The organism is Hymenobacter radiodurans (assembly GCF_004355185.1).
Taxonomy (GTDB): Bacteria; Bacteroidota; Bacteroidia; order Cytophagales; family Hymenobacteraceae; genus Hymenobacter; species Hymenobacter radiodurans.
In genome coordinates this window covers 3063732-3088502 of the sequence record NZ_CP037922.1, presented here as the reverse complement: position 1 = coordinate 3088502, position 24771 = coordinate 3063732, and the positions used below count along the sequence as shown (strand labels likewise).

At 54.5% G+C, this 24771-nt stretch carries 18 protein-coding genes and 1 pseudogene; 8 read left to right on the top strand and 11 right to left on the bottom strand.

Going from position 1 to position 24771, the window contains the following annotated elements:
• Window positions 1-73: 73 nt before the first annotated feature.
• Window positions 74-2224, bottom strand: coding sequence for a rhamnogalacturonan lyase family protein (locus tag EPD59_RS14270; RefSeq protein ID WP_165963602.1), 2151 nt, complete (start codon window positions 2222-2224; stop codon window positions 74-76).
• Window positions 2225-2585: 361 nt separating this feature from the next.
• Here EPD59_RS14270 and EPD59_RS22650 point away from each other — a divergent pair, with 361 nt between their 5' ends.
• The 3 genes from EPD59_RS22650 (at window position 2586) to EPD59_RS14260 (ending at window position 4258) form a co-directional block, all read left to right on the top strand.
• Complete coding sequence (locus tag EPD59_RS22650) at window positions 2586-3104, top strand: SGNH/GDSL hydrolase family protein (protein ID WP_240731416.1); 519 nt, start codon at window positions 2586-2588, stop codon at window positions 3102-3104.
• Window positions 3101-3388, top strand: coding sequence for an SGNH/GDSL hydrolase family protein (locus EPD59_RS22645; protein ID WP_240731415.1), 288 nt, complete (start codon window positions 3101-3103; stop codon window positions 3386-3388). The genes EPD59_RS22650 and EPD59_RS22645 overlap by 4 nt, the downstream gene beginning before the upstream one ends.
• A 234-nt stretch (window positions 3389-3622) precedes the next feature.
• Window positions 3623-4258 (top strand): GDSL-type esterase/lipase family protein, encoded by a 636-nt coding sequence (locus EPD59_RS14260; protein WP_240731414.1) that lies wholly within the window; start codon window positions 3623-3625, stop codon window positions 4256-4258.
• Window positions 4259-4409: 151 nt separating this feature from the next.
• On the opposite strand, the gene EPD59_RS14255 is transcribed toward EPD59_RS14260, so the two are convergent.
• The 6 genes and pseudogenes from EPD59_RS14255 to EPD59_RS14230 all read right to left on the bottom strand — a co-directional run bounded on the left by EPD59_RS14255 (window position 4410) and on the right by EPD59_RS14230 (window position 11210).
• Window positions 4410-5375: a glycoside hydrolase family 43 protein gene (locus tag EPD59_RS14255; protein ID WP_133273372.1), complete on the bottom strand. Its 966-nt coding sequence runs from the start codon at window positions 5373-5375 to the stop codon at window positions 4410-4412.
• A gap of 12 nt (window positions 5376-5387) precedes the next feature.
• The gene (locus EPD59_RS14250; RefSeq protein ID WP_205703412.1) at window positions 5388-6431 is read right to left on the bottom strand and encodes a glycoside hydrolase family protein; all 1044 of its coding nucleotides are present in this window, start codon (window positions 6429-6431) and stop codon (window positions 5388-5390) included.
• Between the two features lies 1 nt (window position 6432).
• Window positions 6433-7767 (bottom strand): rhamnogalacturonan acetylesterase, encoded by a 1335-nt coding sequence (locus tag EPD59_RS14245; RefSeq protein WP_133273371.1) that lies wholly within the window; start codon window positions 7765-7767, stop codon window positions 6433-6435.
• Between the two features lie 89 nt (window positions 7768-7856).
• A pseudogene (locus tag EPD59_RS14240) lies at window positions 7857-9451 on the bottom strand (FAD-binding protein); the annotation flags it as partial.
• Window positions 9452-9554: 103 nt separating this feature from the next.
• Window positions 9555-10202 (bottom strand): hypothetical protein, encoded by a 648-nt coding sequence (locus tag EPD59_RS14235; RefSeq protein ID WP_133273370.1) that lies wholly within the window; start codon window positions 10200-10202, stop codon window positions 9555-9557.
• 225 nt (window positions 10203-10427) lie between these two features.
• Window positions 10428-11210, bottom strand: a complete 783-nt coding sequence (locus EPD59_RS14230; protein WP_133273369.1) for a hypothetical protein — start codon at window positions 11208-11210, stop codon at window positions 10428-10430.
• A gap of 261 nt (window positions 11211-11471) precedes the next feature.
• On the opposite strand from EPD59_RS14230, the gene EPD59_RS14225 reads away from it, so the two are divergent.
• Both EPD59_RS14225 and fbaA read left to right on the top strand, forming a co-directional pair.
• On the top strand, window positions 11472-14189 hold the full coding sequence (locus EPD59_RS14225) for an alpha-L-rhamnosidase-related protein (protein WP_133273368.1): 2718 nt from the start codon (window positions 11472-11474) through the stop codon (window positions 14187-14189).
• A 251-nt stretch (window positions 14190-14440) separates the two neighbouring features.
• On the top strand, window positions 14441-15523 hold the full coding sequence (gene fbaA / locus EPD59_RS14220; protein ID WP_133274696.1) for a class II fructose-bisphosphate aldolase: 1083 nt from the start codon (window positions 14441-14443) through the stop codon (window positions 15521-15523).
• A gap of 75 nt (window positions 15524-15598) precedes the next feature.
• Here fbaA and EPD59_RS14215 read toward each other — a convergent pair whose 3' ends face one another.
• From EPD59_RS14215 to EPD59_RS14205, 4 genes are all read right to left on the bottom strand, one after another.
• A complete protein-coding gene (locus EPD59_RS14215) occupies window positions 15599-17251 on the bottom strand; it encodes a DUF294 nucleotidyltransferase-like domain-containing protein (RefSeq protein WP_240731412.1) in 1653 nt (550 codons plus the stop codon).
• Window positions 17242-17508 carry a hypothetical protein gene (locus tag EPD59_RS21940; RefSeq protein ID WP_205703411.1) on the bottom strand — a complete coding sequence of 89 codons (267 nt, stop codon included), beginning with the start codon at window positions 17506-17508 and terminating at the stop codon, window positions 17242-17244. Before EPD59_RS21940 ends, EPD59_RS14215 begins: the two co-directional genes overlap by 10 nt.
• Window position 17509: 1 nt before the next feature.
• Window positions 17510-18223, bottom strand: a complete 714-nt coding sequence (locus EPD59_RS14210; RefSeq protein WP_165963601.1) for a 3'-5' exonuclease — start codon at window positions 18221-18223, stop codon at window positions 17510-17512.
• Between the two features lie 61 nt (window positions 18224-18284).
• Window positions 18285-19346, bottom strand: coding sequence for a LacI family DNA-binding transcriptional regulator (locus tag EPD59_RS14205; RefSeq protein WP_133273366.1), 1062 nt, complete (start codon window positions 19344-19346; stop codon window positions 18285-18287).
• Between the two features lie 147 nt (window positions 19347-19493).
• On the opposite strand from EPD59_RS14205, the gene EPD59_RS14200 reads away from it, so the two are divergent.
• The 3 genes from EPD59_RS14200 (at window position 19494) to EPD59_RS14190 (ending at window position 24699) form a co-directional block, all read left to right on the top strand.
• Window positions 19494-20483 carry an arabinan endo-1,5-alpha-L-arabinosidase gene (locus EPD59_RS14200; protein ID WP_133273365.1) on the top strand — a complete coding sequence of 330 codons (990 nt, stop codon included), beginning with the start codon at window positions 19494-19496 and terminating at the stop codon, window positions 20481-20483.
• A 305-nt stretch (window positions 20484-20788) separates the two neighbouring features.
• Entirely contained in the window at window positions 20789-23632 is a 2844-nt protein-coding gene (locus tag EPD59_RS14195) for a bifunctional transaldolase/phosoglucose isomerase (RefSeq protein WP_133273364.1), read from the top strand.
• Window positions 23633-23790: 158 nt separating this feature from the next.
• Window positions 23791-24699: a glycoside hydrolase family 43 protein gene (locus EPD59_RS14190; RefSeq protein WP_240731411.1), complete on the top strand. Its 909-nt coding sequence runs from the start codon at window positions 23791-23793 to the stop codon at window positions 24697-24699.
• Window positions 24700-24771 lie beyond the last annotated feature (72 nt).

The window sequence follows — 24771 nt, the reverse complement described above, 5'->3', positions numbered from 1 at the left end:
GTGGTTTTACAAGCCACAAAAAAGGGGCGCTGACGATATCGTCAGCGCCCCTTTTCTAACTTAACTGAGTCGATTATTCCTTGGATACTTGGATGGTTTGCACGCCTTCGGTGGAGTGCACTTTTACCGTGTACAAGCCTGCCTTCAAGCTGGCCCCAATTGTATTCGCCGGCTCGCCCGCGCCTTGCTCTACTACTTGTCCGAAGTTGTTGTACACTTCGTAGGTGAATGCACCAGGGGCGTTGATGTGGAACGAGCTAGTGGTGGGGTTAGGATATACGGTGGCTGAGGTAGCCGCTTTTTCCCCTACCGGACTGCTGACGCTGGCCAGCGTCATGCCATCGCCCAGGTAGAAGCCAGGGTGCGGCGGCTGGTTGTAGCCCACGTTCTGCCACGCAATGCTTAGGCGGTACACGGGGTCGTGCATGAGCGTGGTGAGGCGGTAGGTGGAAGGAATCGTGGTCGTAAAAATCAGCAGCTCCTCGTTGTTGGTGTTGCGCCAGATTACTTCCTCCCGCCAGTCGCCAAACAAGTCGGCGCTCAGGTTAGGCGTTGCCTTTGTGCCATTATTTGAGCCGGCGCCAAGCGTAGCAGCGGGTAGCAAAGAGTTGGTACGGCTGTTCAGCCAGTCCCATTTGTTGATATCAGTGCCATTGAGCTGTTCGCGCAGCAAGTCGCCATCCCACCACACGCCGAAGTTGATGCTGTTGGGCTTAACGGTCGAAATCTGAACCCCTTTGGCCGAGTACAGCCCGCCGCGGGTGCTCCACGATTCGGTGCCCAACGTGCGAGGATCCACGTCCATCGTTACGCCCCGGCCTACATCACCCTGGTTCGGGCCCGGTGCGCCCCAAATTAGAGTGCCAGTGCGCGCATCACGGAAGTCATTGGGCGCCGAGCCATATTGGGACTGGGTTTCGTGCACAGAGAATATTTCCAGGCCCGGCCGGTCTGGGTCCAGGTCCGATACGTGCATGGCGTCGCCGTGGCCGCGGCCGGTGGTGTACAAGCCTTTGCCGTCGTCGTCGATAGCGCAGGCGCCGTACACGATTTCATCTTTGCCGTCTTCGTCTACGTCCGCAACGGCCAGGCTATGATAGCCCTGACCGCGGTAGGCTAGGTTGCCGGGAGTGCCGTCGTTGCTGTCGAAGGTCCAGCGCTCGGTGAGCTGTCCGTTCTTGAAGTCCCAAGCCACCAGCACGGTGCGCGTATAGTAGCCGCGGCACATTACTAGGCTGGGGTTTACACCGTCGAGGTAAGCCACGGCAGCCAGGAAACGGTCGATTCGGTTACCGTAATTGTCGCCCCAGATGGTATTGATTTGGGCTGGTGTGGGGTTGTCGCCCACCGTGGGATGGCGCTGGGGCAGGTAGCGTACGCTGGGGTAGGCCGCGCCCGTCAGGCCATTAAACACCGTCAGGAACTCCGGCCCGCGCAGAATATAACCAGCCGTGTTACGATGGTCAGCGCTGGCGTCGCCCAACACCTGACCCGTGCCGTCGATGGTGCCATCCGCCGTTTTGCAAGCCACTTCTGCCTTGCCGTCGCCGTCCAGATCGTACACCATAAACTGCGTGTAGTGCGCGCCGGCCCGGATGTTCTTACCCAGATCGATGCGCCACAGCCGCTCGCCGTTGAGCTTGTAGGCGTCCAGAATGACGTTGCCGGTAAAGCCGCTCAGCGAGTTGTCTTGCTGATTGGAGGGGTCCCACTTCACCACAATTTCGTAGGTGCCGTCGCCGTCCATATCACCCACCGAGCAGTCGCCGGGACTATACGTGTAGGTTGCGCCGTTGGGGTTGGTGCCCCCGGCCGGGCGCTGCAAAGGCAAGCGCATAAACTGCTGGCCCCACACTCCGGTGGTTTCCGGGTTCGAGGATTCCTCGCCGTGTCCTGGTCCGCCGTTGCGCACGGCGCGCACAAAGTACGTTGCGTCCTGGATGCCGGCCGCAGTTTCGTCTACCCAGTTGGTGCTCTCCGTAATGGGAGTGGTGTTCAGCTTAACCGTTTCGCCGTCGGCCGTTTTGCGAAACAGGTTAAAGCCGACTTCCGGATTATCGGTGGCCAGCAGGCGCCAGCTCACGAATACTTTGCTCTCGTCGAGCTTGACGGCCACAATGCCGCGCCCGAGCTTTTCAAGCTGGCGCTGGGCGGTCTGGGGGCTTTTTTCTTGCCCTGCGCGGCGCTCATAAAAGGCGTACCCGTTGCAGCTAGCAAAGCGCAAAAGGCAATATTACGCTTGAGCCATGGTAGGTTTTTAAGCATAGTAATGGGGTTGGAAGTGGAAATTGGGTAGGTCGGAAATACATGCACACCGGGTGAGAGTGCACTTATCAAAGCTGACCAATAAAATTCCACGATGTGTCCTGCAGTGTCCTGTCTATAACATTTTAATGATCAGTGTATTCTGACAGCCTGCTACAGGCGCCCGTTGCTTCCTGCAGGGCCCGATACTACTTTCCTGCTAGTCCAAAATCACGACGCGGAGGACTACAAAAGCTTTAATCTGGGCTGTCGAAGTAGTGCTTCGGTTGCTGGCGCGCACCGAACAGTACAGGAGAGTTGCGGTAAGGCGAAGCTTTTCCTTGCTGATCGGTTCATTTGCCTACTGGTGCGTTGTTTATGAAAAAACTCGTCGTTCTGTTTGCGCTACTTGGCTGCCTGACGGCATTCGTTCAATCGGCCAAGACCAAGCCCACGCTCTACCTCATCGGCGACTCCACCGTCAACAATTCGCACTTGCCACAAATGGGCTGGGGAAGCAAGCTGGGGGCTTTTTTGACACCACGCGCATTGCTATTGCCAACCACGCTATGGCTGGCCGCAGCACGCGCACCTTCGTGTCGGAAGGGCGCTGGCGGCGTGTCGATTCGCTGCTGCGGCCCGGCGACTTTCTCATCATGCAGTTTGGCCACAACGAAGGCAGCGAGCCCGACACCACCAAAGCCGGCCGGCGTGGCGTGCTGCGCGGCACCGGTGAAGAAACCAAGAGCTTAACTTGGCCCAATGGCCGCCAGGAAACGGTTCACACTTACGGCTGGTATCTGCGCTCTTTTATTCGGGGGCAAAAGCGAAGGGCGCCACGCCCATTGTGGCCTCTATGATTCCGCGCAACCAGTGGCAGGATGATAAGGTGAAGCGTGCCAATCAGGATTTTGGTAAATGGGCGGCTGAAGTAGCGCAGCAGGAAGGGGTGCAGTTCATTGACTTGAATAAAATCACAGCCGACAAATACGACAAAATGGGCCCCGAGGAAGTCGCCAAATTGTTCGCCGGTGACCACACCCACACCAACGAAGCCGGAGCGCGCATCAATGCCGAATCGGTAGTAGCCGGTATCAAAGAACTTAAGCGGTTGCCTCTGCGAAGCTTTCTCGCCAAACGCTAATTTATTCCTTCACTTAGCTATGAAAACGCCGAAGCCCGCCGCTACTGTATTGTCAGTTTTTTCGAAGAAAAGAGGCCGCAAACTGTACAGCCTTCTGCTTCTTTTTGCTGTGTTTATCTCGTTGGCTTTTCTGCAAAAAGAACGGCCAAAACCCACACTCTACCTCATCGGCGACTCAACTGTGAAAAACGGAAAAGGCAACGGCGACGGCGGCCTCTGGGGCTGGGGGCTTTTTTGCCCGCGCACTTCGATACTACACGCCTTGCCATTCGCAACGCGGCTTTGGGTGGCACCAGCAGTCGCACGTTTCGCACTAAAGGATTGTGGGCCGATGTGCAGGCCAAGCTAAAGCCCGGCGATTTCGTCATCATACAGTTCGGCCACAACGACAATGGTCCCCTGGCCGATACCGCCCGTGCCCGCGGCACCATCCGTAGCAATGGCGACGAAAGCCAGGAGATTTATAATCCCATTACCAAGCAGCAGGAAGTAGTGCACAGCTACGGCTGGTATCTGCGCCAGTACATCGTCGAGGCCAAAGCAAAAGGCGCCACCGTCATTGTATGCTCGCTTATTCCACGTAATCAGTGGCAAGACGGCAAGGTGAAGCGCGCCGCCGCCGACTACGGCCAGTGGGCCGCGGCAGCCGCTAAGCAAGGTGGTGCGTATTATATCGACTTAAACAGCCTTGTGGCCGATAAATACGACGCGGAGGGCGAGCAAAAAGTACGCGCAACCTACTTCAACACCCAAGACCACACGCACACCATTGAGGCCGGTGCGAAGCTGAACGCGGCCATCGTGGCGGAGGGAATTCGCGACCTCAAAAAATGCCCCCTGCAGAAGTACTTGGTAAAAAAGGCAGGGTAGATTGTTAATCAGGTCGTCATGCAGAGCGCAGCGAAGCATCTCCCGTGCTGATGTGAGGTTACTAATCCTGGAAAACACGCGAGATGCTTCGCTGCGCTCTGCATGACGTTCTGATGATGGCAGGTACATAATCGCACAACCGTTCTAGCAATTACTGCTTCAGCAGCAGTTCCAGCTCCTTCTGCGATACTTGAATGACAGTGCCGTGGCGGGCGCCGGCCGGGAAGCGTACTTGGTCGGAAATGTCAGTCCAGGTTTTGAGGTCAGTGGAGCGAATGGCGCCGTACTTGTGCTCGGTGTATTTATCGAAGTACACCAGCCATTGCTTGCCTAGCTGAATAGCAGTAGGGCCTTCTGCCCAGTACTTGCCGGTGATGGGAGCAGAGGCTTTGCTGTACGGACCCAGCAAATTATTGCTGAAAGCTACCTTAAGGTTCTTTTGAGCGGGCTCGCGGGTTTCGTCTTTCAGAATCATAACGTAGCGTTTGCCGTCGCGCTGAATAGTGGCATCAATGGAGTTGAAGCCCGGCTCGTACAGCAGCTTTGTGTCGCTGAACGTCTTGAAGTCCTTGGTCGTGACGTAGTAGATGCGGTGGTTGTAGGCTTTGTCGGCGGTGCTCTGTGTTTCGGGAAATTTGCCGGTAATGGTAGTGGCCCAGTAGATGAGATAAGTGCCCGTTTTTTCATCGAGCGTAATTTCAGGCGCCCAGCAGTTACGCGCTGCGGGCTCGTGCTGCATCACCGGAATAAACTGCTGCGCCGACCAATTCACCAGGTCTTTGGAAGTGGCGTAACCGATGCCCTTATCGTTCCAGCTCACCGTCCAGACCATGTGAAACAGCCCATCTTTGCCCCGAATCACGCAAGGGTCACGCATGAGCTTGTCTTGAGCCACAGTAGGCCGCAGGAAGGTGCTGTCTTTTTTCAGCGCCGACCAGGTGTAGCCATCCTGGCTGTGCGCTAGGTGTAGACCATCTTGTCCGTTGCCTTTGAAGTAGGCAAAAACCAGTGCCTGTCCTTTCGGTACAGCTTGCTGAGCAAACGCACCAAAGCTGATAAAAAAACTGATGATAAGCGGGAAAGCTTTCAGGCTTTTTGAGGAGAAAAATGGCGGCATCTGGGGGGCTTTTTACAATCGTTTTTTAGGTTGTTTACCAGTTGGCTTGAGCTGAATATACGTGGGCTGGTCCCGGTCGCAGGTGAGCTTGCCGTTGGCGTAGTGCAGCTCAGTTACCTGAATCAGGCTGCGTTTGGTGGCTAAAGTGGCCGCTGCGGAAGGTGTGCCTTCGGTGCGGCCGGGGTGGGTGAAATAGAACAGATACGCCCGGTCGCCTTGCACTACCACGTCGGGGTGGCCGCCAATAGCTTGATCTTCTGCGCCTTTACCAGGTAGCTCTACAAGACGTTCTTCTTGCGGCTGCCACTGCTGTAAGTCGGTGGAACTGTACACGCCCAGGCCCTTCCACTTGTCGATTACCATCCAGTAGCGGTCGTGCCAGCGGAATACTTTAGGACCTTCGCCGCGCTCCTTCAGGGCTAAGCCTTTGTCCTGCCAAGTGTACAGGTTGGGGCTATCGGCATAGTAGATGGATTTGCCGTCGCGCTCGTTGTTATACCACATGCGCCACGTGCCATCGGGTTGGCGAAATACGCAGGCATCAATGACTTTGTCAGTGGTTAGGTTAAGCGTCGATTCGTATTTCCAATTCAGCAAATCCGCACTCGTGAGGTGCAGAATATGACGCGGGTGATTCCAGTCAGTAAAAATGCCCGGCACGTAGGTCAGAAACATGTGATAACCGCCTTTTTCATCCTCCACAACATCGGGCGCCCAGTGCGTGTACTGCGGGGTCGGGCGGTAGTTGATATTGGCTGTGTCGCGGTAGCTCCACGTGGCGCCACCATCGGCCGATTCGGCAATGCCGATGCGCGTACCATGCACCCAAGTCACGCCCTCCGCGGTGGGGTCGGTGGCGCGGCGGTTGGTGTAAAACATAAACCACTTTTTCTCCCGCTTATTCCAGATGAACACCGGGTCGGTAGCACCGTCGAAAATGGGGTCGCGGTACAGGGGCTTGGGCGCCAGTTTGCCCGCCGGTCGGGTTTGCGCCGCGGCATACGCGGGGGGCAAAAACAGGATCAGTAACAGGCAATACAGGCGGTATTTTATCATGCTAATTGCCATCAGGTTTTACAGTATCGGTGCGCGGGCTTTCGGCCCACTGCCAAGCGGCTAAGGCATCAGGTTGGGTAGGGGAGAAGGGTGGGGTGTCATTCCTGAGAAACTTCACTAAGCCTAACTTATTGGCTTTGATGCCCTCCACTACGCACTTGGCAATTTGGTAGGCGCCATACGGGCTGAAGTGCGTGTTATCGGCCAGAGCTTGCTCCTGTCCCGGATAGGTATTGGCCGGGTAATGCACGAAGGCTTTCTTCGACTCTTCCACCCCTATCGTTTCGTAGAGCGTTTGGGTCATGGCGGTGAGGTCAATGAGCGCGACGTTTTCGGCGCGCGCAACTTGGCGAGCGGCCTCGGGGTAGTCGCCCAAGCTGTTTTCAATCTTGCTATTTGGGCCAAATGAGCGGCGACTGGTAGAAGTTAGAATGACCGGAATGCCACCCCTCTTTTTAGCTTCGGCTACGAACAGCTTCAGACGCTCCGTGTAGGAGTTGTAGGCGCCATCCTGGGGGCCTTTTTCCTTCTGGTCATTGTGCCCAAATTCGATAAACAAATAGTCGCCGGGCTTCATTACGCTCAGTACTTTTTCCAAACGCCGCGAGCCTAGAAAGCTGCCCAGACTCAGGCCCGATTCAGCGTGATTGGCCACGGCTACTCCGGACTTCAAAAAGCGCGGCAGCATCTGTCCCCAGGAGGCCCAAGGCTCCTCTTCCTGATTGACGACGGTGGAGTTGCCGGCCAGGAAAACTGTTACTGCGTTCGGGGCAGGCGTTATTTCCAGAGAATTCAAACAAGTGGCGGCGCCGTTGAACTCCAGCGTGAGCTTATTATCCCAATCAAGCTTGGTCAGCTCCCGCGGTTTCAACGCCACCGAATTGCCCCCCAGAATCTGCCGGCTTTTGAGGTTGATGGTAAACGTGTGCGTGGCAAATTTGCCCGGAGCGGTTTTCGTCTTTTCCAGCAATAAGCGGCGCGATTCGGCCTTTACGGAAGTAGACGACTGGCCCTTAGCGTCGCCCAGCGTAAAGGTCACGTTGTAGTTGCCCTCCGGCAGATCGACGGAGAAATACAAGGGCTTGTCACTGGCTATAAAATCGCTCTTTAATGCGTCTTTTCCGCCTCGGTCAACAGCTTTAACAGTGGTATTGAAATCGAAGCCGTAGCCTTTGTCTGCTGCGTACACAGCAGTCGGTAAAATCTGCTGGTAGCCAGCCGCCGTTTTACCCGATCCGAAATCAAATTTAAAGCTGGTTTTAGCCGGTTGCGCGGCTGCGCTTTTGACTGTGATCAGGCAAACAAGGCAAGCCAGTAAGAGGCGAGTACATTTCATAAGGGCAGTGGCAGCGACAGAAACTTGCCAACGAACTTAAATGTAAACGCCGCCTCGCAGTCAGCTTCCCTGTACTGTAGGGTGTGCTAAATAACGGCGTGCGCAGCGGCACGGCCGGCCACTCGGCCCGAGAAAAGGCAGCCACCGAGGAAAGTGCCCTCCAAAGCACGGTAGCCGTGCATCCCACCGCCACCAAAACCGGCTACCTCACCCGCCGCATACAGGCCACGCACCGGGTTGCCATCTTCATTCAGTACCCGCCCCGAAAGGTCGGTTTCGAGGCCGCCAAGGGTTTTGCGGGTGATGATATGCAGGCGCACCGCAATGAGCGGCCCAGCCGCCGGGTCGAGCAGACGGTGGGGCTTAGCCGTGCGGATAAGTTTGTCCCCCAGATAGTTGCGGGCACCCCTCAGAGCCGTAATCTGGCTGTCTTTGCTGAAGGGATTGTCCAGCTGCCGGTCGCGGGCTCGAATTTCGCGCTCCAGGGAAGCAAGGTCAATGAGCGGCGCCTCTGTTAAAGCGTTCATGCCCTGTACGAGGTCGGCTAAGTTGTCTTTTACTACAAAGTCGGCGCCGTGCTTTTTGAAGGCCTCAACGGGAGCTGGTGCGGCTTTGCCAAAGGCGCGGCCAAGGGTCTGGCGCCAGTCTTTGTTGGTCAGATCGGGGTTTTGCTCCGAGCCGGAAAGAGCGAATTCCTTCCGCAGAATGCGCTGTGTTAGCACAAACCAGCTGTAGTCGTGACCTGTTTGGCGCAGGTGCCGCAGCGTGCCCAGCGAGTCGAAGCCCGGGAACAAGGGCACGGGCAGGCGATTCCCATGCGCATCGAGCCACAGCGAGGAAGGGCCGGGCAGAATGCGGATGCCGTGGTTGGGCCAGATAGGGTTCCAGTTTTGGATGCCTTCCGGGTAGTGCCACATACGGTCCTGGTTGATTAAATGCCCCCAGCGGCGGCGCTGATGCCCAGCATCAGGCCATCGACGTGGGCGGGCACACCCGACAGCATGCTTTTGGGGGGCTCGCCGAGGCGCGCGGGCCAGTTTTGCCGCACCAGCGCATGATTGGCCCCAATACCACCAGAAGTTACGATGACTGCCTGGGCATAAAACGCGAAGTCGCCGACGGCTATGCGAGAGCTTTTCTGCCCGCGCAGCACGTCGCTGGGTTCGAGGATTTCACCCAACACGCCATTCACGACGCCATTTGTTACGATTAACTCTTCTACTCGATGCCGAAATTTGAAGGTGATGAGGCCGCGTTTTACGCCTTCGCGCACGCGGCGCTCAAATGGCGCTACCACACCGGGCCCGGTGCCCCACGTGACGTGGAAGCGCGGCACAGAATTGCCGTGCCCGATAGCGCCGTAACCACCTCGTTCGGCCCAACCCACCACGGGAAAAAAGCGCATACCCTGCTGATAAAGCCAAGAGCGCTTTTCGCCAGCCGCAAACTCAACATAAGCTTCGGCCCAGCGCCGGGGCCACTTGTCCTCGGGGCGGTCGAAGGCAGCGGTGCCAAGCCAGTCATCTAAGGCCAGCGCGTGCGAATCGCGGATGCCGAGGCGGCGCTGTTCAGGCGAGTTGACCAGAAAAATGCCCCCCAGCGACCAGAAAGCTTGTCCACCGAGGCTTTGCTCGGGTTCCTGATCCAGCAGCAGTACTCGCTTATTCGCGTCAGCTAGCTCTGCGGCGGCTACCAGCCCCGCTAGCCCAGCCCCAATCACAATAACATCAGCTTCCATACGCAGAATGGAACAGGTACAAATACTGAAAGTTGACTATCCAGCTTAATTAGGGTGTAGGCTTTTGCGTTTGGAACCATGCATTGTATCGCCGTACGATCTGTGGAATGTCGCGATACCGGTAACGGCGGGATTTTAAATCAGCAACTAATTCTGGGCATTCGCTGAAATAAGTGACGGCGTCCTTGGGAAATTTCCACGCATTAGTATGAGCAAGGCGATCCTGGTTTTCACGATAAATAACAAAGGAGCGTGCGGGGTTTCGACCTAATCCACGCCGCCTTGGTGCCGTAAACAAAGGATATTTCGAGTTTTTTTGAGGGACGATATAGAAATAAACGTTAGGATTGTTGGGCATCGGTGTTGGCCCAGTATCATGCGCACTGTAGTAATAAAGTTGGGCCTCCCCGATTATTAGCTGTTGCAAAAAACCGCGACTTGGCTTAGTACTGCCATTCTGCAAAAAAGGAAAGGAAATATAGCGTATTGTATCCTGGTCTTTAAAGTAAGTGTAGGAAGCAAGCTGATAGCCATCTAGAGTGAGCCGCTGGTTTCCTTGCACCGTTAGAAACTCTACTTGAATCTGTTGCAATAAAGGGTCGGTGGGATAGATGGCCCCCAGCAAGGTGTCGCCTCCTGTGGTGACTACGTAACCTGGCAATGGCTTTTTCTTCTGAGAAAAGGCGCTGATGCTCAAACTTAAGAAGCAAATAAGTAGAACCGGTCCACAGCGCTGACGGAGAGTGTGAGACATAGATGAGGTCTAGATAACATTAGATAACGTGAGCAAGTATCTAATTAATTGTGAATTAGGTAGGCTTATCTAGACCTTAATAGGTAGGATGAAAAGTAATTCGTAAACAGCTTCCATTCGGGTAGGTCACTAGGTACGCATAGTGAACGTTAGCTAGTCAACTCATTATTAAGGAGCAGACTTACGCGTGAGATGCCAGGCGTTGTAGCGTCGCACTATTTGTGGTAGGTCGCGGGCCCGGTACTGACCTGATTGAAGGTCAGCGACCAGGTCGGGAAAATCGGCAAAATAAACAGCCGCATCTTTCGGGAATCTCCATTCATTAACGTCTTCCAGCCGGCTCTTATCCGCGCGATAGATGACGAGGGTGTTGTCGGGATTGTACACTCCACGCTTACTCAACGGGCCGAATGTGGGGTATTTTGCGTTTTTCTGCGGTTTGATGCTAGAAGTTAACGAAGTGCTATTCATCAGGGAGTGGGCATAAGCACTCACCTGCCTGGAAGCAGTCGAATTGCTGGGGCTAGTACTGAGCAAGCCGCCACTGTTAAAGGAGGTCATTTGCTGACCAGAATTGTGAAAGCTGTAATAATATAATTGCGCCTTGCCGGCCACTACCTGCTGTAGGAAACCCCGACAGGGCTTATCGATGCCGCGCTGTGCAAACAGAAGCGAAACGTAGCGTATGGTGTCCAGGTCTGTGTAGTAAGTGTAGGATGCGAGTTGATAGCCATCTAGAAAAAGGCGTTGGTGGCCCTGCATTGGAATAAACTCCACCCGGTATTGCTGCGTGAGCCTACTAGCCGGAACAATTGCCCCCCGCAGCGTGTCGCCGCCAGCCGTAACGACGTAGCCCGGCAATGGCTTTTTCTGAGCAGGCGCACTCAGGCTCAGCCCCAGCAGAAAAGTCAGAAGCAGGGAGAAGCGGTGCCAGTGGAGTAGAAACTGCATAACGGAGTGGAAATGCAAGAGGGAGAAGCCTACTGCTAAGTAAGTAAAGTATAGCTATTCTCCTACGGTTTAGGCTGGCCATTTTGTAGCATTCTTATCTTTTGTAGAAACTAACCATTTTAAGTGAGGCTACGCTGTCGGTAAATTCCTGCGCGGATGCCGAAACTGCTCTATCTTTCGTCCCCTGGCCTGAAGAGTTCTGTGGTTGCGTAAGCCGCTGGCGGAGCTCAATGCAGGCAGCCCTGTTTCCAAATTTTCAGTATGAAGCAACTATCCTATTCAGCGGGCTTTGTGCTCGCATGTTCTCTCTTAAGTGCTTGTCAGATGCAGCAATCGACTGATACCGACGACTCTGGGGCGGTGTGGAAGTCGGAGGCGTACGCCGTGTATCGCGATAGTGTGGTGCAGGGTAAGCACGTAGCGCGGGTCGTTTCACCTACCTCGCTCACCTCAAACTACCAAAGCCCGGCGAATGAGTTTCAGAGCCCGGAAATCAACTTTAAGTTTAGTATAAACGGCAAGGACAACGAGCTGGCGCCGGGCCAAGATCATCGGTTTATTGCGGTGCCGCGGGCGGGCAAAACAGCCCCCGAACTACCGGTCATTGTGTTTGGGCAGCGCTACGTAGACCCCGGTGCAGTGCCAGCCAACTTGTATTTGCCCCCCAACACATCCATGAAGATTCGGCTGGATATGCGGCCGGTGCTGGCGGCGTTTAAGAAGCAAGGCTACTACACCACTTTCAAGGGCGAAAAGATCTATAAGGAAGACTTCAAGAAGGTATTTGTAGCTGGTAATACGGCTCCGCTTAGCTGGGATTTTGACAACCTGGTGAACAAGCCCGAGCTGGAGCTGAAAGACCCCGATGGCAACGGAATTTACGAGACTACACTGACCCTAAATGCCCCCCAGGCCGCCAAAACCACCGCTGGGAAGTGGGAAAAGTCGATTAACACGGATGACTTTCCGCAGTACTCTTCTCAGTATCCGATAACCGATGCGCTGTATAATTTGGCGCTAGAGGAAGCCCGGCGCGCCGTGGAGCCGGACAGTACCTTTCGCACCGGTAAGGAGTGGGCCGGTGTCTGGACCCGCGACATCAGCTACAGCATCATCCTGTCGATGGCCATGCTGCAACCCGAAGTAGCCAAGAGTAGCCTGATGCGCAAGGTGTCGAAGGAGGGGCGTATTATTCAGGATACGGGCACGGGCGGTGCGTATCCGTGCTCCACTGACCGCATGATTTGGGCCACGGCGGCCTGGGAAATCTATAAAGTGACCGGCGACGAGCAATGGCTGCGCACGGTGTATCCTATCATCCAAAAGTCGATTGAGGACGACGTGCAGAACGCTTACAACGCGCAGACGGGCATGGTACGCGGCGAGTCGTCGTTTCTGGATTGGCGGGAGCAGACCTATCCCAAATGGATGCAGCCCGTGGACATTTATGAGTCGGAAACGTTGGGTACGAATGCTGTGCATTACAATGCCAACGTAGTGCTTAGCCAGATGGCCCAAATCCTCGGTGAGGCGGCCGTAGCCAGCAAGCACCAGCAGCTGGCCCAACAAATTAAGCAGGGTATAAATAAGCACCTGTGGCAGCCTGAAAAAGGATATTACGGCCAGTTTCTGTACGGGCGTACCTACAAAATATTGTCGCCACGGGCTGAGGCCTTGGGCGAGGCGCTCACCGTACTTTTTGGTATTGCGGAAGGCGAGCGTGCGGAGCAAGTGGTGCAAAAAACACCCACCACACCCTACGGCATCAGTTGCATTTACCCGCAGATACCCGGCATTCCGCCTTACCACAATAACGGCGTGTGGCCTTTTGTGCAAAGCTATTGGGCCTTGGCTGCGGCTAAAGTCGGCAACGACGCCTCCCTGACGGAAAGCATTGCCGCCATTTACCGCCCCGCCGCTTTGTTCTTGACTAATAAGGAAAACTTCGTGGCTGAAAACGGCGATTTCGCCGGCACCCAAATCAACTCCAGCAATATGCTTTGGAGCCTATCTGGTAGCCTCAGCCTCGTGTACAAGGTGCTGTTTGGAATGGATTTTCAGGCCGATAAGCTCGTGCTGCGGCCGTTTGTACCAAAGGCATTTGCCGGACCGCGTAAGCTTTCAAACTTCAAGTATCGCGGTGCGGTGCTGGACCTAGAAATGGAAGGCTACGGCAATGAAATAACGACCATCACAATGGATGACAAGCCATTGGCCAAAGCTACCATCCCTGCCACGCTTATTGGCCGCCATAAGGTGCGGATTCTCTTAGCCGGAAAAGCCCCCCAGAAAGCCCCCGTGACTCAGGTAGCGAACCGATTCTCACCGGCAGCGCCCGAAGTAACTTTTGCGAACAACCGCCTTACCTGGAATAAGCAGGAAGGCGTAAGAAGCTACCGCATTCTGAGAAATGGCCAGGCAATAGCCACGACCACCGCCTTAGAATCGCCTGCCGATGCTACTGTGTACGCTGAGTATCAGGTGATAGCCGTAGACGCGGCAGGGCTCGAATCGTTTGCCAGCGAGCCGCTGGTGGTAAATGGCGAGAAGTTCAGCCAGCTCTATCAATTGGAGGCTGTTGCGCCGAAGGCGACATTGCCGTACAAGGGATTCACTGGCCAAGGCTTCGTGGAAATCAGTAAGACGAAAAACAAGACGCTGCCTATTCGCGTGACGGTGCCGGCAGCAGGTCTGTATGCTGTTGATTTTCGCTATGCTAATGGCAACGGACCCATCAATACGGAGAATAAATGCGCTATTCGCACCCTGCGCAACGGTCAGCAACAGCTAGGAACTATTGTAATGCCTCAGCGCGGCGTAGCCGAGTGGTCGAACTGGGGCTTCTCCAACTCGGTGCTGGTTCGTTTGGAAAATGGCCCCCAAACATTGACTTTGGCCTTTGAGCCCGCCAATGAGAATATGAATGGCGCAGTGAACCAAGCTATGCTGGACTATGTGCGCCTGACGCGAGTACAGTAATGGCAACTGCGGCAAATGACAGTAAAGACTGAATCCATGAGGCGGTCATGCAGAGCGAAGCATCTCGCGTGCGGTCGTTAGATTACTACCGCAACATCATCGCGCGAGATGCTTCGCTCTGCATGACCGTCGTTTTGAAGTGAGCTGCCGCCATACCTCTTAAAAAGGGCGTTTGGTTCGTCGGTAAAATGTTGGAAATTGCCACTCCTACTTCCCACCCTATACTTTTTGCTCTTACACCATTTCTTATGATGACTGAACAACTAACCACACTGCGAGCCGGCGTACTTCACGGCGACGAAATTCAGGCCCTTTTCCGTCATGCGAAGGCTAATGCCTATGCTATGCCGGCCGTGAACGTGACGGGCACCAACACGGTGAACGCCGTATTGGAAGCAGCCAAGGCGGTGAATTCGCCGGTTATGATTCAGTTCTCAAACGGTGGCGCGCAGTTTTTTGCTGGTAAGTCAATTCCGAATGGTGACCAGCGCGCCAGCATCGCAGGCGCCATTTCGGGCGCTCAGCACGTGCACCTGATGGCTGAGCTGTACGATGTGCCCGTTGTTCTGCACACCGACCACGCGGCCAAGAAATTGCTGCCTTGGATTGATGGTTTGTTGGCAGCCGGTGAGAAGCATTTCGCCCAATATGGCCAGCCACTGTACAGCTCCCACATGCTCGATTTGTCGGAGGAGCCGATTGAAGAGAACATCGAAATCTGCAAGCGCTATCTGGAGCGCATGAGCAAGATCGGGATGACCCTGGAAATCGAGCTAGGCGTAACTGGTGGCGAGGAAGACGGCGTGGACAACTCCGACGTCGATAGCTCTAAGCTGTATACTCAGCCTGAAGAGGTTGCCTACGCCTATGAGCAGCTGAGCGCCATCAGCCCCCGCTTTACTATCGCGGCGGCCTTTGGCAACGTGCACGGCGTGTACAAGCCCGGCAACGTGAAGTTGCAGCCGAAAATCCTGCACAACTCGCAGGAGTTTCTACGTAGCAAGCACAGCATCACGGAGGCACTGCCCATTGACTTTGTGTTCCACGGCGGCTCGGGTTCTAGCCAAGAAGAAATCCGCGAAGCCATTAGCTACGGTGCCATCAAGATGAACATTGACACTGATTTGCAGTGGGCATTGTGGGAAGGCATCAAAGACTACTACCAGAAGAACGAAGGCTATCTACAAGGCCAAATCGGTAACCCTGACGGCGCCGATTCGCCGAACAAAAAGTATTACGACCCACGTGTGTGGCTGCGCAAAGGCGAAGAGACTTTCGTGGCGCGCTTGAAGCAGGCATTCGAAGACTTGAACGCCGTAAACCGTCGTCCCTAGTCACGCTAATTTGAATTGATTTCACTAAAAAAGCCCCCCAGAAACATTTCTGGGGGCTTTTTTGGCTTTGTATAGTTATAACGTCTTTGTGAAGCTCACCCGGATCTTAACCTGAAAATCGGATATTACTTTGAAGGTTTCTTTTAGCGTAACCTGCTCTACTTGGGTGAGTGTGCGCGGGTCGAGATAGTTGGTGGGAGGGGTGCGGTCGTTGATGATTTGCTGGGCCTGCTTCTTGAGCCGGATGCCCATCAGGTAATAATAGGCGTGCAAAAGCTCTTGGTATTCTTTGTCGGTAAACACGTTTTGCTCATTGAGCAAGGCCATTCGCTCACCAGTATTGGTGGTGAAAATCTGCTGGCGCAGGGCGTACACGCGCACCAGATCAACAATGGGCGTCATGGTTTTTTTTAAGTCGAAAACCTGCTGCGAGCCTTGCGTGAAGGTGCGGATGTTGCGGAAAAACGTGAGCGGCGGCTCGTATTGCAGAGCGTTATTGGCCATGTAATACAGGAAGCGGTCGAGGCGGCCTTGCAACTCGGCGCGCAGATGATCTTGCAGTTCCGTTACCAAGCTTTCCTCGCCGTAGAGGTAGCGACAGTCGAAAAAGCTGGAAAACTTCATCACCGTTTCCTGGTTCGCCTCCGTCATCCAGGCTGTGTAGTTTCGTTTCCAGTGCGAAAGCGAATGCGTCCATTTCGGGTTCATGGCCATCAGGCCACCTTCGCAAAAGGAGAAACCGATGTTGTTGAGCCGCTCCGAAACGATGCGTGCAAACTCCAGAAAATATGCGCGTACCGCTTCGCGCTGCTCGTTGGCTTTGTCTTCGTAAATGATGGCGTTATCCTGGTCCGTGAGCAGAGTTTGCTCTTTGCGGCCCTCGCTGCCCAGCACGATAAACGCAAACTTGGCGGGCGGCGGCCCTTGCTCCTGAATTACTCCCTCGATGACTTTGAGAGCAATCGTATCAGAAACGCTGGAAATAATTTGGTTGACGATTTCGGGCTTCACCCCGCGGTCCAGTAGCTGGTACACCATGTTGGGCACCTGCTCCCAGCGCCGCTTCAACTCCCGCACCGACAGCGTTTGCTTGACGGCCTGAATGAACACAAACGGCGACTGTGCCTGGTCGCTGAGTAGCTTGTTGCGGCTGATAAACCCGATGTATTCGTCGGCCTTTTTCACCAACAAATACCGGGTTTTAGTCCTGAACATCCGCAGCACAGCCTCATAAACAAATGCTTGACTATCAATGTCCACCACGGGCGCATCCATGATTGTGGCCACCGGCTGATTCGCGTCGAGCAAGCCAGCTACCACCTTGTCGCGCAGGGTTATATCCGTCACGTAGCCTGTAATGGAAGCGTTAGGCTCGTCGTTGGTAATGAAGTAGCAACTGGTGCGCGCGGCGGCCATGCGGCGGGCCACTTCATGAATGGGCGTGCTGCCGGGGCAGGCCATAACATCGCGCAGCTCCACGGTTTCGAGGCGGCGCGAATACAGCTGATCAGAGGCTATGTAATTTTGCCCCCCAGCCTTATGATCGGGCCGCAAAAAGTGGGCATACTCGGGGTTGAGCATTTGCTGCCCGTAGCGGTGCGTGAAGTATTGAAAGAAGTCTTCGTACGCCTGGCACAGAGCCCGAAAGTCGCGCCGATGCAGAAAATAAACGCGCGTGCCTTTGCGGGCTATGACGGTGCGCAACGACCGTTTTTTGTTCAGCAACACTGATACACCGCCGTAGCAGGAGCCCGGGGGCTAATTTCGATCAGGCGTTTGTTCTGCTGGCTATCGTAAAAAAACGTCTCGTATTCGCCCTCCACAATAAGGTCGATTCCGCGTAACTTCGACACATCCTGCAGATAAATAACTGCTTCCTTCGGGTGCGTTACTTCCTGCAGCAACTCCGCTACTTCCTCCAGCACATCGACGGGAAGGCGGTTGAAAGGCGTTGCCGTTTTGAGAAATTCCAGGCGGTCGTTCATGTCAGAAGAGAAGGAGCAGAGCCACTAGGGCAGCGAGGGCCAGAACTACGATAAAATGCGTCAGAGATGGGCGCCACCGCCGCGAAACGGTTTTCCCGGGTTCACCAAGGGGGCGTTGGGCCATTATTATTTGTTCGTTGATGTCGCCACGCTGCCACAGGGCAAAAAAGCAGCGAGTGGTGGCGTACGCATCGGTTAGTGCGTCGTGCTCGCGCGCCATTGGCTCCCCAAAAAGCCGCTGGTGCAGCTCATTTAGCCGCAGCCCGCGTTTTGGTTGAGTCGAATACTGGAGAAAGCGAGCGGAGGTCAGCATGGTGCAAAACGTGGGCAGCTCACTCACCGGATTATCCAGGCCGGCGCGATAAAAGCCCACGCCCATCATATGATAATCGAGCTGCATAAAATGCGCCACCACTAGCGGCTGATACTGAAGTAGATCGTCGTACAAACGGCGCATTACCTCGTGCCGCGGCTTGCCATGCTCACGCAAAAATTCCGGCGTTATGCCGTGAATAGTGGCGGAGGCTGGGCTCATGTCGTAGTCGCTAGAGAGGATGTAATGATTCTCAGCCTTCACTTCCTGTCCATCGCGCGTGTACACCACCCACGCCAGCTGGGCGATATGGGGCCAGTTGTCACGGCTCGAATACGGCTTGTTCCAGTCCTGCGGGATGCCGGAAGTTTCCGTATCAACGAAAAGCAGATATTCTCTCACGCGGCCCTGCTTTAGGTGTGCTTGTTCAACGATGGCTACCGCTGGGGGGCAAATTTACATCCTAACGCTTGCCCGAATGCAGTGACGATTCCCGAATAAATAATTGTGGCTGAAGAACCACTTGGCGCTGATAAAAGGGCGTGCCTTTGGCCTCCACCAGTTCCATAAATAAGCGCACCGTGGCCTGCCCCATTTCCTCGCAGCGCTGATCTACGGAAGTCAGCATGGGCTCGGTGATGGCCGTGAACCCTTCGTTGCTGAAGCCTGCCAGCGCAATATCCTCGGGCACGCGAATGCCCCGGCTTTTGAGTAGCTGAAGCGCCCCCAGAATAGCGGAGTCGCCGGCGGCAAAAACACCATCCGGCGGGTTCGGCAATGTCAGCAGTTGCTTCATGCCTTCCGTGCCCTGCTCTAGGGTCATGTCGGAATAGATAATCATATCCTCATCCAGCGGCAAGTCAAAGCTGCGTAGCGCATCGACGTATCCCTGACGACGATTTTTGTAAATATTCAGGTGTTGCGGCCCTGCAAAGTGCGCCACTCGGCGGCAGCCCTGCTCCAAGAGGTGCTTAGTAGTTTGAAAGGCGCCTTCCCGGTCATTGAGCACCACGGCGTTTACGTTGTCGCCTTCCAGAATGCGGTCAAAGAACACCAAGGGAATACCCCGTTTCCGCACCTTTTCGAAGTGCTTGAAATCGCGCGTATTACGGGATAACGAAACCAAAATACCCGCTACTTGCGCGTTAAGCAAGGTTTCGATGTTCTTGCGCTCGTTGGCTACATCCTCGTTCGACTGGCAAAAAATTACGCTAAAGCCTGCCTTGCGGGCCGCCGTTTCGATGCCATGTACCACCGAGGGAAAAAAGCGCCCTTCAATGTAGGGCACAATTACGCCAATAAGCTTGCTCTTGCCCTTGCGCAACGCCGCCGCCATCTGATTGGGCTGATAGTTAAGCTTTTTGGCCAGCTTTAGTACCTTCTGCTTAGTGGCCGGCCCAATGCTGTAGTGGTCACTGAGGGCACGAGAAACCGTGGTCATGGAAACGCCTAGCTCCTTGGCTAAATCGGCCATAGAAACTGGGCTGTCAGGCACTTCCTCCTTCTTGGGTTTGCGTGGGTTCATAATTCGTATTCGTGATACTCCGTGGGGTAGTGCCCGCCCTAGCTCGTTCAGTTGCTTCCTCTGTCAACAAAGAGTCACAATGAATCTGCACAATTTTACTTATTTAAGCATAGATTACACAATCGTTAATGTAAATCAGATGCTCCTATGAAAAAACTTGTATACCTGAGCCTTCTGCTGCTAGTCGCTCAGTGGGCGCAGGCGCAGGCAAGCAAAGACCGAATCCCGGCCCACGATCCAGTGATGATTCGGCAAGATGGCACGTATTATATGTTCTGCACGGGGCCAGGTATTGCAATATGGTCATCGAAAGATAGGCAACAATGGCAGCGTGAGAAGCCCGTGTTCAGTGAGGCTCCAAGCTGGGCTGTAAAAGCCGTGCCGGGGTTTAAGAATAACCACATTTGGGCCCCAGATATTTCCTTTCAAAATGGGCAGTATTACCTCTATTATTCGATCTCAGCCTTTGGGAAAAACACTTCTTGCATTGGCTTAGCGACGAATAAAACCTTGAATCCGGCGTCGCCTGATTATAAGTGGGTTGACAAAGGCAAAGTTATTCAGTCGGTGCCGGGCCGGGATATGTGGAATGCCATTGACCCCAATCTGGCGCGCGATGCGGCCGGTACGCCCTGGCTTAGCTTCGGCTCGTTCTGGAATGGAATTAAGCTGGTAAAGCTCCGTGATGATCTGTCGGCTCCTGCCCAACCCGAGCAATGGCGCACCATTGCCAGCCGGCCCCGCAATGCCCAACTTACCGACTCCATGCCCGGCGACGCGGCCATTGAAGCACCCTTTATCTTCAAGAAAGGGTCTTATTATTACCTGTTTACGTCATTTGACTACTGCTGCCGTGGGCCGCAAAGCACGTATAAAATGGTGGTTGGCCGTGCCAAAGAAATTACTGGCCCTTACACTGATAAAGCCGGCGTGGGCTTGGAGCAGGGTGGCGGCACCCTGGTGATGGAAGGCAACAAGGACTGGTACGGCGTCGGTCATAATTCCGTATACACCTTTGATAACCAAGATTATCTGGTTTTTCACGGGTATGATGCGGCCGACAAGGGGCGGGCTAAGTTGCGGATGGAAAAGTTAGTCTGGGATAAGGATGGCTGGCCAGTACCGGGGCAGAAGTAAGTGGTGGGCAAAAGCGCTATTTTGCCTACTTTGCACAAACGATTGTGAAATAATGTTGTCGAATCGGTGCCAATAGTTGATTTATCCGATTCTTACCTTGAATTTGTCCGACTAGACAACATGATGAAGAAAGGTTGTTGCCCGTCTCATAATGAGGGGCACGAAGCAAATTTTACTTCGTTTCTCCGAACCCGTTTTTTATAGTTCGTTTTGCTGAATTAACACGTAGACAGAATGTATGCTGGGGGCATTTATCTTCAGCCGCTCAGAAAGACTGACATCTAAGTTTTAAAACCATCTTTCGCATGAACCCATTAGTAGCTATCCGCCAGTTTGACCAAAGCATCTGGCTCGACTTCATTCGGCGTAAAATTCTCATCAACGGTGAGTTACAGCGTCGCATTACCGACGAAGCCCTGCGCGGCGTCACGTCTAATCCGGCCATTTTTGAGAAAGCCATCGGGGGCAGCGACGACTACGATGCGGCTATTGAAAGCCTGGCTTTGCAGAATAAATCGGCAGATGAGATCTACACCGAGTTGGCCATTGCTGACGTCCAGCACGCCTGCGACCTGTTCCGTCCGGTTTATGATAGCCACGATAATGCCGGCGACGGCTACGTGAGCTTAGAAGTATCGCCGGCCTTAGTGAACGATACGGAAGGCACAATCGAGGAGGGTATACGCTTCTGGAAAGCCGTAGACCGCCCCAATGTGATGATCAAAGTACCGGCAACATTGGAGGGACTACCCGCCATTCGTCGGCTTATTGCTGAGGGAATCAATGTGAATGTGACGTTGATTTTTGGTCTGGAACGCTACAAGCTGGTAGCTGATGCCTACTTATCAGGCTTAGAAGACCGCGTAAAAGCTGGCCAGCCCATCGACAAAATTGCCTCCGTAGCTAGCTTCTTCCTCAGCCGTATTGATGTGCTGATTGACCCAATGCTGGAAAAGATTGCGGCTGAAGGCGGCGAGAAAGGCGAGTTGGCGCAGTCGATGGTAGGCGAAGTGGCGTTGGCCAGTGCCAAACAGGCCTACCAAATCTACAAGGAGATATTTGTGGGTCCTCGGTGGGAAGCTTTGCAAGCCAAGGGCGCCAATACGCAGCGTTTGTTGTGGGCCAGCACCGGCAATAAAAACCCGAAGTACGACGACCTAAAGTACATCACCAACCTCATTGGGCCGCGCACGGTGAACACAGTGCCGGTGGAGACGCTGGATATTTTCCGCGAGAAAGGTCAGCCCGCTGACCATCTGGAAGAAGGCCTGGAGAAAGCTCAGGAAGTGCTTCGTCGCTTACCGGAACTGGGGCTAAACTTGGAGGAGTTGACCAACCATCTAGAGGTTGATGGCGCCAAGAAATTCAACGAGCCCTTTGGCAAGCTGATGGAGTCGTTAGAGAAGAAACGGCAGAAAGCCTTGGGCATCACGGTGGCTCCGGCCACGATGCAGCTAGGCGATTTCCAAGCGGCTATCGACGCTAAAACTCAGGAGTTCAACGCCAAAAACTTCACCGAAGGCTTCTGGCAAAAGGATGCCACCCTTTGGACCCAAGATGCGGAGGCCCAGCAGAGCGTTCGCAGCTTTATGGGTTGGTTGCGCGTGGCCGAAACAATGGTAAAGGCAGTGCCCGAGATCGAACAGTTTGTGCACGAGGTGAAGGCCGCCGGCTTCAAGCACGTGGTCGTAATGGGTATGGGTGGCAGCACGATGGCACCTATTGTATTTAAGGAGTCATTCCCGATGGGCGAAAACGGCCTGCCCATTTCGGTACTGGACACTACTGATCCCGGCACGGTAAAGCAGATCGAAGAATCCGTTCCGCTGGCTGACACGCTGTTTATCGTAGCCAGCAAATCGGGCACGACGGCTGAGCCGCTGGCGTTTGGCGACTATTTCTACGACCGCGTCAAGCAAATTAAAGGAGATAAGGCGGGCGAAAACTTCGTAGCTATTACTGACCCCGGCTCCAAGTTCGTGACCTCGGCTACGGAGCAGGGCTACCGGCGTATTTTCCTCAACTTCCCGGAGGTTGGGGGGCGTTTTTCGGCCTTAACTTACTTTGGTCTGGTGCCCGCTGCACTGCACGGCATAAGCATTGGCGAACTGCTGGCGCGGGCCATCGGAATGATGCGGGCCTGCGGCGCTTACGGCGCTGGGGGGCAAAATCCGGGCTTGGAACTGGGTACGGCCCTAGGCGTGCTAGCTGAGCAAGGCCGCGACAAGCTCACGCTGGTGGTGCCAGCCTCGTTAAGCGACTTGGGCTTGTGGCTGGAGCAACTGTTGGCGGAAAGCACCGGCAAAGAAGGCAAGGGCATTTTGCCCGTAGCCGGTGAGCCGCTCGGTGAGCCAAGCCTGTACGGCCATGACCGCGTGTTTGTGTACGTGGGCTATGAAAATGAAGCTGATGAAGCCAACCAAACCAAGCTGCAACAGTTAGCGCAAGACGGTCACCCGGTTATCACAATTCTGATGAAGGATGCGCTGGATCTGGGCGCTGAATTCTATCGTTGGGAAGTAGCAACGGCCGTAGCCAGTGCCGTGTTTGGCATCAATCCGTTTGACCAGCCCAATGTGCAGGCCGCCAAAACTGCTACTGATCGTTTGATGAAAGTGGTAGAGCAGGACGGGCAGATTCCGCAGAAAGAGGCGCCAAAAGTGACCGAAAACGGTGTAGCGTACTATACCGCCGTAAGTGGCAATGACGCCGCCGAAGTGCTCCAAAACTTCTTCGCACAGGCAAAGCCCGGCGACTTCCTAAACGTGCAGGCTTACCTCACGGAATCGCCGGCGATGAATGAGAGCTTGCAGCAGCTGCGGGCTCAGGTGCAGGAGCAACTGCACATCGCTACTACGTCGGGGTATGGACCGCGCTTTCTGCACTCTACGGGGCAGTATCACAAGGGTGGACCCAATACGGGCCTGTTTGTGCAATTCACCGTCGATCATCCGCAAGATTTGCCGTTGCCGGGCCGCTCGTACACGTTTGGCACGTTCAAGAATGCCCAAGCTCAGGGCGACTTAGAAGCGTTGCAGCAAAACGATCGGCGCACCTTGCGCGTGCATTTGGGCCCCGATGCTGAACAAGGAATAAAAACCATGTTGGCAGCGCTGGCTACCGCGTCGCTCAGCGTACAAGAAGCGTAGGTAATACAACCAATGGTCTGCTCACCTAATGGGCAGGCCATTGGCCTTTACGCATTAGTCATAGTCTTCTTAATCCCATCTAGATGAGAATAAACCTAACAGTTGCGGCAGCTTGTCTTGGGCTATCTGCTTTTTTTTCAGCTTCTGCACAATCGATTGTGAAACCTGAGCTGAACCCGCCAGGGGGCAATCCTATCATTAAAAACAAGTATACCGCCGACCCGGCCGCGCTGGTTTACAAGGACAAAGTGTACATCTACGCTGGCCACGATGAGGCGCCGCCCAAGCAGGAACGCTACGTGATGAACGAGTGGCTTTGCTTCTCGTCGTCGGATATGGTGAACTGGACGGAGCATCCGGTGCCGCTGGCTGCCAAAGATTTTGCCTGGGCAAAAGGCGATTCTTGGGCTTCGCAGGTGGTAGAGCGCAACGGCAAATTTTACTGGTACGTGGCCGTGGAGCATGGCACCATCAAAGGAAAAGCCATCGGGGTGGCCGTAGCCGACAATCCGCTGGGACCGTTCAAAGATGCGCGCGGCTCAGCCTTGATTACCAATGATATGACCACCAAAGCCACGATAAGTTGGGACGATATTGACCCTACTGTCTGGATCGACGAAAAAGGTCAGGCATACTTGTTTTGGGGAAATACGGCTTGCTACTACGCCAAGCTAAAGCCCAATATGACGGAGCTGGATGGTCCCATCCAAACCATAGACCTGCCTAAATTCACTGAAGCGCCCTGGATTCATAAGCGCGGCGACTGGTACTACTTATCGTACGCGTCGGGCTTCCCGGAGAAAATCGTGTATGCCATGAGCAAGAAGATAGAAGGGCCGTGGGAGTACAAAGGTATTTTGAACGAAATAGCGGGCAATTCTAACACTAACCACCAAGCTATCATCGATTTCAAAGGGCAGTCGTACTTCATCTACCACAACGGCGCTCTCCAAACGGATGGAGGCAGCTTCCGCCGTTCCGTCTGCATCGATAACCTTTACTACAACAAGGACGGCACGATGAAACGCGTGGTGATGACAACCGAAGGTGTGAAGCCAGCTAAATAACCGAGCCGTATTAATCAACAGAAAGGGGCCGACTGCATGCAGTCGGCCCCTTTCTGTTGATTGAACGGACGT